This is a genomic window from Allolucifera butyrica (assembly GCF_900476375.1).
GTDB lineage: Bacteria > Bacillota > Negativicutes > Sporomusales > UPPP01 > Lucifera > Lucifera butyrica.
Genome location: NZ_UPPP01000074.1, coordinates 1 through 13,202, shown reverse-complemented (window position 1 = coordinate 13,202; position 13,202 = coordinate 1). Strand labels below are relative to the sequence as shown.

13 protein-coding genes and 4 tRNA genes are annotated in these 13,202 nt (G+C 47.1%); 13 read left to right on the top strand and 4 right to left on the bottom strand.

Going from position 1 to position 13,202, the window contains the following annotated elements; genetic code table 11:
- Positions 1-185: 185 nt before the first annotated feature.
- From LUCIF_RS13135 to LUCIF_RS13115, 5 genes are all read left to right on the top strand, one after another.
- Positions 186-1,355, top strand: coding sequence for a TAT (twin-arginine translocation) pathway signal sequence (locus tag LUCIF_RS13135; protein ID WP_122628354.1), 1,170 nt, complete (start codon positions 186-188; stop codon positions 1,353-1,355).
- Between the two features lie 303 nt (positions 1,356-1,658).
- A complete protein-coding gene (locus LUCIF_RS13130) occupies positions 1,659-2,384 on the top strand; it encodes an amino acid ABC transporter ATP-binding protein (RefSeq protein ID WP_122628353.1) in 726 nt (241 codons plus the stop codon).
- A gap of 26 nt (positions 2,385-2,410) precedes the next feature.
- Positions 2,411-3,238 carry a transporter substrate-binding domain-containing protein gene (locus LUCIF_RS13125; RefSeq protein ID WP_122628352.1) on the top strand — a complete coding sequence of 276 codons (828 nt, stop codon included), beginning with the start codon at positions 2,411-2,413 and terminating at the stop codon, positions 3,236-3,238.
- Positions 3,238-3,909 carry an amino acid ABC transporter permease gene (locus LUCIF_RS13120; protein ID WP_122628351.1) on the top strand — a complete coding sequence of 224 codons (672 nt, stop codon included), beginning with the start codon at positions 3,238-3,240 and terminating at the stop codon, positions 3,907-3,909. The genes LUCIF_RS13125 and LUCIF_RS13120 overlap by 1 nt, the downstream gene beginning before the upstream one ends.
- Positions 3,909-4,556 carry an amino acid ABC transporter permease gene (locus LUCIF_RS13115; RefSeq protein ID WP_122628350.1) on the top strand — a complete coding sequence of 216 codons (648 nt, stop codon included), beginning with the start codon at positions 3,909-3,911 and terminating at the stop codon, positions 4,554-4,556. Before LUCIF_RS13120 ends, LUCIF_RS13115 begins: the two co-directional genes overlap by 1 nt.
- 173 nt (positions 4,557-4,729) lie before the next feature.
- Here LUCIF_RS13115 and LUCIF_RS13110 read toward each other — a convergent pair whose 3' ends face one another.
- Positions 4,730-6,331, bottom strand: coding sequence for a glycoside hydrolase family 26 protein (locus LUCIF_RS13110; RefSeq protein ID WP_165865996.1), 1,602 nt, complete (start codon positions 6,329-6,331; stop codon positions 4,730-4,732).
- 241 nt (positions 6,332-6,572) lie between these two features.
- Here LUCIF_RS13110 and speE point away from each other — a divergent pair, with 241 nt between their 5' ends.
- The gene (speE, locus tag LUCIF_RS13105; RefSeq protein WP_122628348.1) at positions 6,573-7,406 is read left to right on the top strand and encodes a polyamine aminopropyltransferase; all 834 of its coding nucleotides are present in this window, start codon (positions 6,573-6,575) and stop codon (positions 7,404-7,406) included.
- 105 nt (positions 7,407-7,511) lie between these two features.
- On the opposite strand, the gene LUCIF_RS13100 is transcribed toward speE, so the two are convergent.
- The gene (locus tag LUCIF_RS13100; RefSeq protein ID WP_122628347.1) at positions 7,512-8,624 is read right to left on the bottom strand and encodes an aminopeptidase; all 1,113 of its coding nucleotides are present in this window, start codon (positions 8,622-8,624) and stop codon (positions 7,512-7,514) included.
- 171 nt (positions 8,625-8,795) lie between these two features.
- Between LUCIF_RS13100 and LUCIF_RS13095 the strand changes: the two genes are divergently transcribed.
- From LUCIF_RS13095 to LUCIF_RS13085, 3 genes are all read left to right on the top strand, one after another.
- Positions 8,796-8,871, top strand: a tRNA-Asn gene (locus tag LUCIF_RS13095).
- A gap of 5 nt (positions 8,872-8,876) precedes the next feature.
- A tRNA-Glu gene (locus LUCIF_RS13090) sits at positions 8,877-8,951 on the top strand.
- Positions 8,952-8,956: 5 nt separating this feature from the next.
- Positions 8,957-9,032 (top strand) — tRNA-Val (locus LUCIF_RS13085).
- A 98-nt stretch (positions 9,033-9,130) separates the two neighbouring features.
- On the opposite strand, the gene LUCIF_RS13080 is transcribed toward LUCIF_RS13085, so the two are convergent.
- Complete coding sequence (locus LUCIF_RS13080) at positions 9,131-9,772, bottom strand: lactate utilization protein (protein WP_122628346.1); 642 nt, start codon at positions 9,770-9,772, stop codon at positions 9,131-9,133.
- A gap of 148 nt (positions 9,773-9,920) precedes the next feature.
- On the opposite strand from LUCIF_RS13080, the gene LUCIF_RS13075 reads away from it, so the two are divergent.
- The 4 genes from LUCIF_RS13075 (at position 9,921) to LUCIF_RS13060 (ending at position 12,734) form a co-directional block, all read left to right on the top strand.
- On the top strand, positions 9,921-10,436 hold the full coding sequence (locus LUCIF_RS13075; RefSeq protein WP_122628345.1) for a transcription repressor NadR: 516 nt from the start codon (positions 9,921-9,923) through the stop codon (positions 10,434-10,436).
- A gap of 113 nt (positions 10,437-10,549) precedes the next feature.
- On the top strand, positions 10,550-11,869 hold the full coding sequence (locus LUCIF_RS13070) for an MFS transporter (protein ID WP_122628344.1): 1,320 nt from the start codon (positions 10,550-10,552) through the stop codon (positions 11,867-11,869).
- A 285-nt stretch (positions 11,870-12,154) separates the two neighbouring features.
- A complete protein-coding gene (locus LUCIF_RS13065) occupies positions 12,155-12,541 on the top strand; it encodes a zinc ribbon domain-containing protein (RefSeq protein WP_207857627.1) in 387 nt (128 codons plus the stop codon).
- A 118-nt stretch (positions 12,542-12,659) separates the two neighbouring features.
- Positions 12,660-12,734: transfer RNA gene (locus tag LUCIF_RS13060), tRNA-Arg, on the top strand.
- Between the two features lie 204 nt (positions 12,735-12,938).
- Here the strand turns inward: LUCIF_RS13060 and LUCIF_RS26535 are convergent.
- Positions 12,939-13,202 (bottom strand): hypothetical protein (locus tag LUCIF_RS26535; protein WP_207857624.1); only part of this gene is annotated, 264 nt, incomplete at its 5' end.

Genomic DNA, 13,202 nt, shown 5'->3' with positions numbered 1-13,202 from the left:
ACGCAGTGAAATGAGGGGGACGGGTTACCGTCCCCCTTGCCGCATCTAGTGGTCTGTAGACCGTTTACAGACCACTAGGGAGAATTTCAGGCGGCAGGCGAAAGGAATTTTTTAACAGGAAAATAATCATTTGTTAATATGTGGAAGCGATTCTTTCGGTATTATTGATGTAAGGAGGTATGTTTATGGAAAATAAAAAGGAAACGGAAAGCACAGTCATAGGCCGGAAACGGTTTCTGGAATGGACGATAAGCGCTGCCGCGGGATTGGCAGTCAGTTCTTTTCCCAACGTATCTTTTGCCGGTACGCGTATTTTTACCTTAAAAGCCAATACGCTGGCGGCCTGCCAGACAATCAGCCCATTGGAAATGGCCCAGGGTTCGGATATGGTGAGAAATGCCTATTTTTACATAACAAAGACTGTAAATGAAATCATGGACATCAATTTACGTAACACCGTAGCCGGAATTATTGCCAATCCTGCCCCTACCTTTATGAACCGTTATATGGACCGCGACAGCCGGAAAAGCATTTGGCAACGACTAACCGATGCCGGATTGCTGGACCACGGTGTATCCTCCGATTCGTTATTTCCACCTTATAAAGATCCTAATGAGAGTCCCCAGCAATTTATCAGTGCTCCCGGCAGTGGCTATGACAGCCATCATCCTTATCCGGGGGGATTGTCCGCTCACGTGGCGACTAATATAAAAATTACGTTATCCCTCTATCAGACTTACAACCAAATTTTTGCCTACAAAGTGGACAAAGATGTGATTCTGGCAGCACAGGCCCTCCATGACTTGCATAAACCGTGGGTATTTCAATGGCAGGACAATGATTCTTCTTTGCCTGAATTAATAATTGCCGGCACCGGTGCCCACCATATCTTCAGCTTGGCGGAAGTGATGTATCGTGCTTTGCCGGCAAAGGTTATTATTGCTCAGGCCTGTGCCCATAATCATCCCGGTTCGCCGCAAGGAGAAGCGGATGTGGTGAGGTGGCTTACGGCGGCAAGCATGATTGCCGGCAAGGATCCCGTTAAGGAGGGCTATCTTGCCAGAGGTGGTAGAACATTGCCAGAGCCATATCAACAGGAGGGTTATATTGTTCATTTAGGGGACCACGATTGGGTATTAAGTGTGACTGCGGCCCAAGAAACGATTGCCGTATTGGCTAAGATTGCCCGGAAGGAATACGGGCTGCCGGCAAATGAACTTAAAACGCGCCGGTTTCATTCTTTCCGCAACTATGTTGCGTCGCAAATAAGCATGATGAATTTGCACCATTTACTATGCACCGGTGGTGAAACGGCAGTTGCTGAAGCTGTGAGAAAAGTAGTGAGTCCGGCTTAAGCAAAAGGGGGAATTCCGGCAGAGGACGGAATTTTACTTGCGGTTCTAGGTTATGTTAGTGATGAATAAAGCTAAAAAGTACGAAAAATAGTAAATATTTAAGCAATCTGTACATGAAGACACGGAATTTTAATATAACATAGTGTTTTGGTGAATTTAGCCATATGACATGAACTGGATTATAATGTAAAATAAATTAATAAGTAAAAGTGAATATAGTTTTTAGGCAATGATGCCCAGGCAAATGATTTAATGGTTGCCGGGCATTTTTTATGTTTGTTGGGAAGCGAAGGGGATGAGACGATGATAAAGCTGGAGGGAATTCATAAACATTTTGGCTCGCTGCATGTCCTAAAAGGAATTGATTTTTCCGTAGCCGCCGGGGAAAAGGTGGTAGTAATCGGACCCAGCGGTTCGGGTAAGAGTACGCTAATCCGGTGTATTAATCTATTGGAAAAACCAAGTGAGGGAAAAGTAGTCGTTGACGGAGTTGAAATTACGGCGCCAAAAGCACCGGTAACCCAGGTCCGGGAATCGGTGGCGATGGTATTTCAGCAGTTCAATTTATATCCGCATAAAACAGTGCTGGAAAATTTAGTTTTGGCGCCGACGCTGGTAAAAGGGATACCGAAGGCGGAAGCGACGGAATCGGGGCTGGCCTTCCTGGAGCGGGTTGGTTTGAAAGAGAAGGCACATGTCTATCCGGCACAGCTTTCTGGCGGGCAGCAGCAGCGGGTCGCCATTGCCCGGGCCCTGAATATGCGACCGAAGATTATGTTGTTTGATGAACCGACTTCGGCGCTAGACCCGGAAATGATCCAGGAAGTTCTGGATGTTATGGTTGATTTAGCCACTGAGGGGATCACGATGGTAGTCGTGACGCATGAAATGGGATTTGCACGCCGGGTGGCTGACCGTGTAATTTTTATGGACGAAGGACGAATTTTAGAAGAAGGCACACCGGAACACTTTTTTACGAATCCGGTGCAGGAACGCACCAAATTATTTTTAAGCCGTATCGTTCACTAAAATAGATAACAGAGGAGAGATTGTGTATGAAAAAAGTATGGATTTTCATGGCGGCCTGCCTGATTGGCGCCAGTCTGTTGCTGTCGGGCTGCGGTTCCGGTAGTACCCCGGAGACCTCCGCATCTACGGGGCAGAAAAGTTCTATTCCGGCGGATATTAAGGCGATTAAAGACCGGGGCGTTCTGAAGGTAGGCGTTAAGGTGGATGTTCCCAAATTCGGCTTTAAAGACCCGAAAACAGGAAAAATCGAAGGGATGGAAATTGACTTGGCGAAAGCAATTGCCAAGAAGATTCTGGGTGACGAAAACAAACTGGAGGTTCAGGCTGTAACCGCCAAAACACGGGGGCCGCTGTTGGATAACGGCGAGGTGGACCTGGATATTGCCACGTTTACTATAACGGATGAGCGGAAAAAGAGCTACAATTTTTCGGACCCCTATTTTACGGACGGCATTGCTTTAATGGTCAAAAAGGATTCGGGTATTAAAAGTTTCAAAGATTTGAACGGCAAGAAAATTGGGGTTGCGCAAAGCGCCACAACCAAAAAAGCCTTACAGGAAGAAGCCAAAAAACAGGGTATTAAAATGGATTTCTTAGAGTTTGCTACCTATCCGGAAATTAAGACGGCGCTGGATGCCGGACGGATTGATTGTTTCTCTGTGGATGGCGCTATTTTATATGGCTATTTGGATGATTCCACGGTTATTTTGCCGGATCGCTTCAGTCCGCAGCAATACGGCGTAGCCTCCAAAAAATCGAATACAGGATTGGCGAAGCTGGTAAACGATACCATTCATGAAATGAAAAATTCCGGTGAGTTAGACAAATTGATTCAGAAGTGGGGTTTAAAATAGTGAACGGTCCTTTTGCCTGGTTTAAGTGGCTGGCTCTTTTTCAAGACTGGTCCGTATTCGCGGAGGGGTTTCTCATGACCCTGACCGTTTCGATTCTCGGGTTGGCCTTATCCCTGGCACTAGGTGTCTTATTCGGCGTTTTGGGGACAGCGCACTGGAAGGGATTCCGGGTTATCAACCGGGTGTATGTCGAATTTATTCAAAATACACCGCTGGTCATTCAGATTTTCTTCTTGTATCACGGGCTGCCGCATTTAGGGATTATTCTTCCCGTTTTTAGTGTTGGCGTCCTTGGGGTTGGCGTCTATCACGGCGCGTACATCGCTGAAATCGTCCGGGCCGGAATTCAGGCCATACCCAAGGGCCAACTGGAAGCGGCGTATTCGCAGGGCTTCAGCTATTGGGGGGCCATGCGGCACGTCATATTACCCCAGGCGCAGCGGATCGCCTATCCTCCCTTGACCAATCAGGCCGTTAATCTAATTAAGAATACGTCGGTCATGGCTATGGTGGCGGGCGGAGACCTGATGTATCATGCCGACTCCTGGGCCAGTGACAACTTATATTACGGCCCGGCATACATTGTCACAGGATTGCTTTATTTATCGCTGTGCTTTCCTTTGGCGACTTATGCCCGCCGTTTGGAACGTAAGCTGGAGGTGGTCCTGTAATGCATGCGATATTGCAAAAAGATATTTTGCTGTTTTTGGGACAAGGGTTGTTAACAACGTTATATATTGCCGGCGCCTCTATTGTTCTGAGCCTGTTGTTCGGGACCATACTGGGGGTGGCGCGCTATTCCGGTCACGCTGTTTTCAGCCGGATCGCCGCCGTATATATTGAGATTGTCAGAAATACACCGTTATTGCTGTTTATTTTAGCTGCCCGGTTCATGACCAGTTTACAGCCATTGAATGCCGGCATTACCGCTATGACTGTTTTTACCTCTGCCGTCATTGCCGAGATACTGCGCGGCGGCTTAAACTCAATTCATAAGGGACAATGGGAAGCGGCCCGGTCACAGGGACTTACTTACCTGCAGACATTGCTGCATATTATTTTGCCGCAGGCCCTTCGCAATATGATTCCACCGCTGGTTTCGCAATTTACCACTGTCGTTAAAGACACTTCATTTGTTTGGGCAGTAGGAATTGAAGATTTAACGGGAAAAGGTATGATTATTATGGGCAAATACGGTACGACCGAGCAGGTGTTTTCGCTGTTCGGCCTGATTGCCCTGCTGTATTTTGTGATTAATTATACCTTGTCGGTGTTAGCCAGACAGCAGCACAAACGATTGGCACTTAGAAGCTACTGAACTGGCTGTAGAAAAGGGACTAGTTAAAAAATCGCAAGCTGCACCAATGTGGTGATGCTTGCGATTTTTTGTGGGGTTAGAAAGTATAGACGATCCTTCTGCCTGGATTGGCGTCCAAAATGATTTCCAGATGGTTTCCCCGCGCCCTGTGCCATGAGCCAAGAGCCGAAGGATTAGTGTTCCAGTCCATTCCGGAAGGCGGCGAGAGTATTTTCATTTTCGTCCAGACGGTAAATGCGGCCGGGTTGTCCGTTCCGGTCGTAGTCCGTGCCGGACCACCAAATCGCCAGTTTAATTTGATCGTAGTGGCCGATTTGGCGGAACATGTTTTTTATCCAGGCCGGTTTGTCGCCGCCGACGGAATTGGAGCCGAATTCGGTAATCATGAATGGCTTATCGAACAGCCGGGTGTATTCAGCATAAAGGGGACGGTAAATGGTATCAAATTCCTGCCACGTTTCACCGGGAAAGTAGGTTCCCGTATTGTAACCGGTCAGACCGATAATATCCACATACTGGTCTCCCGGATAATACATCAAATAATGATTCCATTTGAAATCAGGGCGGTTTACATCGTTAGGATTCCAAACCCATAGGACGTTATCGACACCGTCCTGTTTAAATAAATTGAAAAGATACCGCCACACTTCTTTATAAAGGTCCGTATCCTTAGAAGCGTAATACGCCGAATACCAGCACCAGTCACCGTTCATTTCATTATCAAGGCGAAATAGCACCGGATGCCGGAACGATTTTAGCCGGGCCGCGTATTCATGAAAATAGGTATCATATTTTCCGTCCAGAATATCATAAATAATACTGGCATTAGAGTGGGAAGAATCGCTCCCCAGGGCATTAACATCGTTTGCATGGGTTGTTTGCAGCGTGAGCTCAACATATTTGTGATGTTCATACGCATTGAAAAGTCCCCGCTCCGGCAGGTTTTCATCCAATGACTGGTAGCGGATAACGACGGGAAAGGAATAGTCCAGTTCCTGCTCCAGCGTGTCCAGATTTTGCAGCGATTCCGGGGCTGAGGGTTCAAAGATTCCCCAGCGCAGCGGACTGGAATTGCCGAAAAATTTAGTGAAGAAGGCTTGTGTTTCCTGGTTTAAGGGTGTGACGGAAGGCATAAAGGTTTTCGTAATCCGGGCTTGGCCCCTTTTAGAATGCAGGGAAAAACTTTGCAGGATCTGTAACGCATTATCGAAGTCAATGGGCTGGCTGGATTTTATAAAAAGCGTGTAGACTTCATGTGGATTTTTTATAATCTCGGCGCTCAGATAATAATTTTTGTCATTCCTGACGCGGGCCAGTTTATGGCGCCACCATTTAAGCATATGTACCCTGCGGCCATTGATGGTAAGCATCCGCTCCAGTTCCAAATGGTGGTCCCGGGTATTGTTGAGAAAGCGGTTGCCATAATCGGTATAATCGGTGGCTGTAGTTTGCGTATTGTTAAAATCATCGTAATAAACTTCCATTTGGGTAGCTGTATTGCTAAATACGATGCGAATTGGCGAACAGGAAACGTCTACCACCATGTCGGACGGGTAGTTTAGGCTGTAGCCGTTGGCATAATCGGTATAAGTCGTAAGCCAGGCATTGTAAGGCTTGAGATTTTTGACGTCGTCATCGGCTGCCGTGGCAGACAAGTTATCGCTGATATAGCCGTTAACGATATATGTTATATCGCTGTTTCCGGCCACGGCCGCGGGGGTCAGAGCCATGGTAAGCCAAAAAGCAAGGAGGATGGGGACGGTACGGAGTTTCATTTTGCCACCTCTCCATTCGTAGTAGGGCTGTATCATAATCAGTGTACCCCTGGATTTGGCAGTTGGCAACGCTTTTCCATTTCTCGCCCGGACCCGACTTTTCCTATTGCCAGTTTTATGATAAAATTTATATTTAAGAACATTATGGTTTATTGGCCGCTAATAGAACCATAATAAAAAATGCAGGCGGTATCATGCCTGGGGAGAATGGAGATTTTTCCCGACATAAGGAGGTTTTATATTGGAATTATGGTATACCGAATATCAAACAAAAAATCTTGGATTGACGTGCCGGATTAAGGAAACGTTGTTTCAGGGACAGTCCGAGTTTCAGGAAGTCGCTGTGGTCGATTCCCTGGAATTCGGCAGAATGCTGGTCCTGGACGGTGTATTTCAGACTTCTGTCTTTGACGAATACATTTATCACGAGATGATTGTTCACGTACCGCTTTGCACTCATGCCAATCCGAAAAAGATTTTGGTGATCGGCGGCGGCGACGGGGGAGCGGTGCGGGAGACCGTAAAACATGCCGGGGTTGAGAGTGTGGAGATGGTGGAAATTGACGGCTTGGTGGTGGACGTTTCGAAAAAGTTTTTGCCGGAAATCAGTGCCGCCTTGCTTACCAATCATCCCAAAGTGCAGTTGAAAATTGGCGATGGCATCAAACATATGGCGGAGGCGGAAGGGCAGTATGATGTGATTATTGTCGACTGCTCCGACCCGATTGGTCCGGGAGAAGGATTATTTACACCGGAATTTTACCGGAATGTACATAAAGCGCTGAAAGCAGACGGCTTATTCGTGCAGCAAACAGAGTCGCCTTTTTATCATCAGGACCTGATTCGCCATCTTTACCGGGATATTGCCGCCTTATTTCCGCTTACCAGACTATATTTGGCCAATATTCCTCTGTATCCCGGCGGTTTGCACTGTTTTACCATGGGGTCCAAAAAGTATGACCCGCTGCAAATCAATGTTGCCAATCTGCCTGAGTTGAACACTCGCTATTATAATGGGGCTGTCCATAAGGCCTGTTTTGAACTGCCTAATTTTATTCGTAATTTAATACGGTAAAAAATTCGGCTCATGGCGCAGAAAAAAGACCTGATTTTAAATCAGGTCTTTTTTAGTATCCCGTACCCTGAGACATGAGCCGGAAGGCTGCGTGAACAGTCTTTCTCACATCAGGTTTTCCGGGTTGAGGCCTTCCAATTCAGGAATGACAAAACGGCCGTCTTTGCGTATTAACCGGTCATCGAACCAGATTTCGCCGCCGCCGTATTCGGGATTCTGGATACAGACCAAGTCCCAGTGAATCGCGGATTGATTGCCGTTAAATGCTTTTTGGTAGGCATTGCCGGGGGTAAAATGAAAACTTCCCTTAATTTTTTCGTCAAATAAGGTATCTTTCATTGGTTTTTCAATAAACGGATTTACCCCCAGGGCAAATTCGCCAATATAACGGGCCCCTTCGTCCGTATCAAATATTTTGTTGATTTTTTCCGTATCGTTGGCGGTGGCCTTGACAATTTTACCGTCCTTGAATTCAAGGCGGATGTTTTCGTAGGTAAAACCTTGGTAAACGGCAGGAGTATTATAAGTAATTGTTCCGTTAACGGAATGTTTTACCGGCGCCGTATAGACTTCTCCGTCGGGGATATTGCGCAGACCACAGCATTTTATTGCCGGGATCCCTTTAATGGAAAAGGTTAAGTCCGTATCCGGGCCATGGATTTCTACCCGGTCCGTACGCTGCATCAACTCAACCAGCGGCGTCATAGCTTCAGCCATTTTCGCATAATCCAGAGTACATACCTGAAAATAGAAATCTTCAAACGCTTCCGTGCTCATGTTGGCCAACTGAGCCATGGATGCGTTAGGATAACGCATAACACACCATTTGGTCTGGGGTACCCGTACGTCCGTGTGGACAGGTTTCATCCAATATTTTTGATACATTTGCATTTGTTCCGGCGAAACATCCGCCATTTCACTGACATTTTGACCGGCTCTGACGCCGATATAAGCATCCATATGCTGCATCCGTTCGGTTTCCCATTGTCCAATTAACCGCAGCTGTTCACGGGATGCGCTGCGCAGCAATTTGCGCTGCAGCTCCACGTTTTTTAGCGTGAGAAATGGGACGGCATCGGCCTGATAGGCTTGATCAACCAGGGATTTTGCCAAAGGAAGCGCGTTATCATACACTTCAATTAAGACTTTTTCGCCAGGCTGGAGCGCAGTGGAATATTGAACCAGATTTTTGGCCAGCGTTTGTATTCTTGAATCCAAATAGAACACCTCCTAAGTCCATTGAATAGTATTTGGCATTTTTCTACAATTATCCTTCTTATCATTGGGAAAAGCGGCCGGATCTTTTAGTTTCCATAAAAAAACACGAAATATTTTATTTAATGGCTTGATTTTTTCCCGGAGGTATTTTATAATACATTATGTTGTCATTCCTCGATAGCTCAGCTGGTAGAGCAATCGGCTGTTAACCGATCGGTCGTAGGTTCGAGTCCTACTCGAGGAGCCAGTTATGGCCCGTTGGTCAAGCGGTTAAGACACCGCCCTTTCACGGCGGTATCAGGGGTTCGAATCCCCTACGGGTCACCATATTCGGGCGATTAGCTCAGCTGGGAGAGCGCCTGCCTTACAAGCAGGATGTCGGCAGTTCGATCCTGTCATCGCCCACCATAAGGAAGACGGAAACACAGGGAAGAGAACCTGTGTTTTTTTATCGGAAAAATAAACTGCGCAGCCCGACCGCAACTTGCGGCGGGACTGCGCAGTTTTTAAAAGCCTAGTTCTTCGCCGACGACAACAACATGAATGTCCGTTGCTGACGGGCGTTTACGGAGAATGGTGGTAACATTACAGATACGGGTCGGCAATTGACAATCCATGCAGACTCCTGTCTGAACGCAGGGGTTGGGCCGCCCCAGGCGCTTATTATTGATTGGCGCGGCATACTGTTCGATCCGTCGTTCGGCCGCTTCGACATCCTTCACTATTTTATTAATGCCGGCTATAACGATTACTTTTTTGGGGCCGTAAATCATGGCTGCTACCCGGTTGCCATTGCCGTCGACATTTACCAGCTTTCCGTCAAGAGTGACGGTGTTGGTGCCGGTCAGAAATACATCGGCGGTTAATTGTCTGCGGCGCAATTCGGCCGCCTCTGCCGGTGTAAGTCCCGGTTTATTGTGATTAAATATAGGATTGCCACGGACCTCCAGTGCCTCATCCAGTCCCAGCTCTTTTACCGTCCAGGAGCCGCCCATGCCGATCGTTGCCTCGGGCGGTATAAGAGCTAAAATTTGTTGGCAGGCTTCTTGCCTGGTTTTTACATAGGCGGCGGAAAAATTATTTTTAATCAAAGCCTGGACTACCTTTTCGCCTAACAGGTCATTGTGCCATTCTGTAAACTGACTCACGGGAAAGCCCCCTCTTGTGAATTGTAAGCTAGTGATTTTTTCGACAGTGCCGGGGGATTTCCTTTTTCGGGTAAGGAAGAACTTGTATAACCTTGAAAGAACAGCTAAAATAATTCTTATCAATGATTGACCCAGAAGAGGTGAAACCATGAATGCTAAAGAAAGGCGAGCCATGTTGGTCGAAAGATTACAGGGGGCCGGTTTACCGGTTACCGGCGGGGCACTGGCTCAGGAACTGGGAGTAAGCCGTCAGATTGTTGTCGGCGACATTGCCATCCTGCGCGCGGCAGGGCTGGATATTTACGCGACACCGCAGGGATATATACTGCCTGAACCGAAAAAGCAGCTCAATGTAGTGGCCAAATTGCCCTGCAAGCATGGCATGGATCGTATGGAGCAGGAATTAACCATCATTATTGATAATGGTGGCAAAATTCTGGATGTGATTGTGGAACATGCGCTATATGGTGAATTGAAAGGGAATCTCATGCTGGCATCCCGGCGGGATTTGGCCGACTTTATGCAAAGACTGCAAGACAGCGGTGCGGAACCTCTATCCAGCATAACCGGCGGCGTGCATCTGCATACGGTGGAAGTGCCGTCACAGGACGTGTTACTCCACATTAAAAGAGAATTGCAGAAACAGGGTATTTTATTGAAATAGAACAGAAAAATAGTCGGTAAGAGGTTGACGGCATCTTGTATCCCCAGCCGGACCGCTGTATAATATTTACATGTGACAAGACAGATGTAAATACTATACAGGGGGAATGCAAGATGGACATCATCAGTCGGTTGGAGCGAATTCCCGCCGGACGGTTTCATTATCAATTGCTGTTGCTTACGGGTCTGGGATGGATGTTTGATGCTATGGACACGGGGATTATCGCCTTTGTGCTGCCGGTACTGGCCCGGAAATGGGGATTAACACCGGCGCAAGTCGGGTATATCGGCAGCATGGGACTGGTAGGAATGGCTTTGGGCGCAGTGCTGGCCGGTTCACTGGCCGACCGGTTTGGCCGCAAGAAAGTATTTGCCGCCACGCTGGTGTTTTATAGTATTGCCACCGGTTTATGCGGCGTAGCCTGGAATTATACCGTCCTATTATTATTCCGTTTTTTAGTCGGCTTTGGTTTGGGCGGACAACTGCCGGTAGCCGTTACCCTGGTATCGGAATATGCTCCGGCTGGAAAGCGGGGGCGGTTTATTGTCCTGCTGGAAAGTTTCTGGGCGGTAGGCTGGCTGGCAGCTGCGCTGATATCTTATTTACTGATTCCCCGCTACGGCTGGCAAGCCGCATTTTTAATCGGCGCCCTGCCGGCTCTGTATGTTTTTCACATCGGAAAAAAAGTGCCGGAGTCAGTGCGTTATTTATTGGAAAAAGGACAGGTGGCAGCAGCACACCAACTGGTAAGCAAGCTGGAAGAAGAGTCCGGCCTGGCGGTGGCGGAAGCCGCAATTGTGCCTGAAAAGGCGGCGAAATTCCGTCCGGCCTTCCAGGATATTTGGACGAAGGGCTTGGCCCCAAGAACCGTTATGTTATGGATTTTGTGGTTTGGCATTGTTTATACTTATTACGGTATTTTTATCTGGCTGCCTTCTTTGATGGCGGGCCAGGGAATTACTATCCTGAAAACATTCCAATACCTTTTAATTATGACATTGGCTCAACTGCCGGGATATTATTCGGCGGCTTATCTGGTAGAGCGCGTTGGCCGCAAAGCAACGCTGGCAGCTTATTTGCTGCTTAGCGCATTATGCGCCTGGTTTTTCGGACAGGGGGGCAGTGTGGTCTCTATTCTGTTTTGGGGAAGCATGATGTCATTTTTCAATTTGGGAGCGTGGGGAGTCGTGTATACTTATACACCGGAATTGTATCCGACCCGGATACGGGCTTTCGGTTCCGGTTGGGCGGCAGCGGTCGGAAGAATTGGCGGAATTTTGGCGCCCATTTTTGTCGGCTATATGGTTAGCGCCCGGAGTGGATTTATGAATGTATTTATTATGTTTACTGTTGTTATGGTGTTGATTGCCGGCGCCGTTTGGTTTCTTGGCGAAGAAACCAAAGGCAAATTGTTGGACGAAATTAGTCGGTAACTGTCAAAAAAGAATTTATTGAAATTATCTATCAATTCTGATAATATATAACCACCGGAAGATAATTAAGGTGGTGTATTGCGATGAACGTATCTCTGGGAGATGTGGGAAAATTACTGCTGTATAGTCTTGCCACCGCATTATTTTTGACAGTGACTTTTTGGTGGGCTTTTCATTAACGCAAGCTTAACAGTCAGCCACGCATTTTGCGTGGCTTTCCTATTTTAAATTGCAATGTTATAATAATACGGTAACTACTTTAGTAATCGGCAGGGGGAACTGTTTGTGACGACAATTGGCTTGGCCATCGCGCTGGTAGCGGCATATTGGGTATATACCGATGCAAGAAGCAGGGGGCAAACAAATAGTACGGCGTTGATGTGGGCAGCCGGTGTATTGGCGGCTTTAATTATTTTTCTTCCTTTGTATCTGGTTGTAGGACGTAAACAAATGCCCAGGGCCCATCGGGATGAGAATGTGATTGATGTGGAAGCAACGGTCGTGGAAAATACAGTCCATTGTCCCATGTGCGGTAATCGGGTGCAAGAGGATTTTAAAATTTGTCCCTATTGCGGTCATACGCTGAAACCGAAATGTCAAAACTGCGGCAGGGAAATTAACCGGGAATGGAAGACTTGTCCTTATTGTCAAACACCGACACCGGACAAGTAATCAGAGCGTACCGGTGGTAAAACCGGTATCCTGAAAAAGGTAATAAAAAGTTGCAGATTTTAGTTGCCATAATGTTTAGGCTATGCTATAATGCAATATGTGACTTGAAACAGCCAATGCGCCCGTAGCTCAGGGGATAGAGCACCGGCCTCCGGAGCCGGGAGCGCAGGTTCGATTCCTGCCGGGCGCACCATAAGAAAAGTATTGAGATCTCGCGGGTTCGCGGGGTCTTTTTATTTTTGCTCATTTTCAAATAACTGGAAATGGAAGGCAATTAGGCAGGCAATACTGTATTTTATGGGGTAAACACAATTTTATGGGGTAGACTATGTCAATAACTTGTGAAAATGTCACCCCCAAATAGGGATAATTATCGTGAGAAAATGTCACCTCGTAGTTAAGCATATTTGCATAGGAAAATGGATTCCAGCATTGCTAGAATGTCCTTGTCGGTATCTTCGAAGGAGACTTTATTAATCAAGGTATGGCCGTATTTGTAATAATGACTATCAGGCGGCCTCCATGTTGATTTTTGTTTGGACGAAGGGGCAACAGGCTCTTTTTTGACAGGCTTGATATACGGCAACACCGGATACAACTGCAGTTTCCATTCAACGGCAATGCCAATATGAGGGCTTACAAGAACACTAATTTTGGCCTT

What these genes read in the sequence shown, in the direction of transcription:
- LUCIF_RS13135 (WP_122628354.1), top strand. Translation starts at nt 186, where the DNA reads ATGGAAAATAAAAAGGAAACGGAAAGCACAGTCATAGGCCGGAAACGG.
- LUCIF_RS13130 (WP_122628353.1), top strand. Translation starts at nt 1,659, where the DNA reads ATGATAAAGCTGGAGGGAATTCATAAACATTTTGGCTCGCTGCATGTC.
- LUCIF_RS13125 (WP_122628352.1), top strand. Translation starts at nt 2,411, where the DNA reads ATGAAAAAAGTATGGATTTTCATGGCGGCCTGCCTGATTGGCGCCAGT.
- LUCIF_RS13115 (WP_122628350.1), top strand. Translation starts at nt 3,909, where the DNA reads ATGCATGCGATATTGCAAAAAGATATTTTGCTGTTTTTGGGACAAGGG.
- LUCIF_RS13110 (WP_165865996.1), bottom strand. Translation starts at nt 6,331, where the DNA reads ATGAAACTCCGTACCGTCCCCATCCTCCTTGCTTTTTGGCTTACCATG.
- LUCIF_RS13075 (WP_122628345.1), top strand. Translation starts at nt 9,921, where the DNA reads ATGAATGCTAAAGAAAGGCGAGCCATGTTGGTCGAAAGATTACAGGGG.
- LUCIF_RS13070 (WP_122628344.1), top strand. Translation starts at nt 10,550, where the DNA reads ATGGACATCATCAGTCGGTTGGAGCGAATTCCCGCCGGACGGTTTCAT.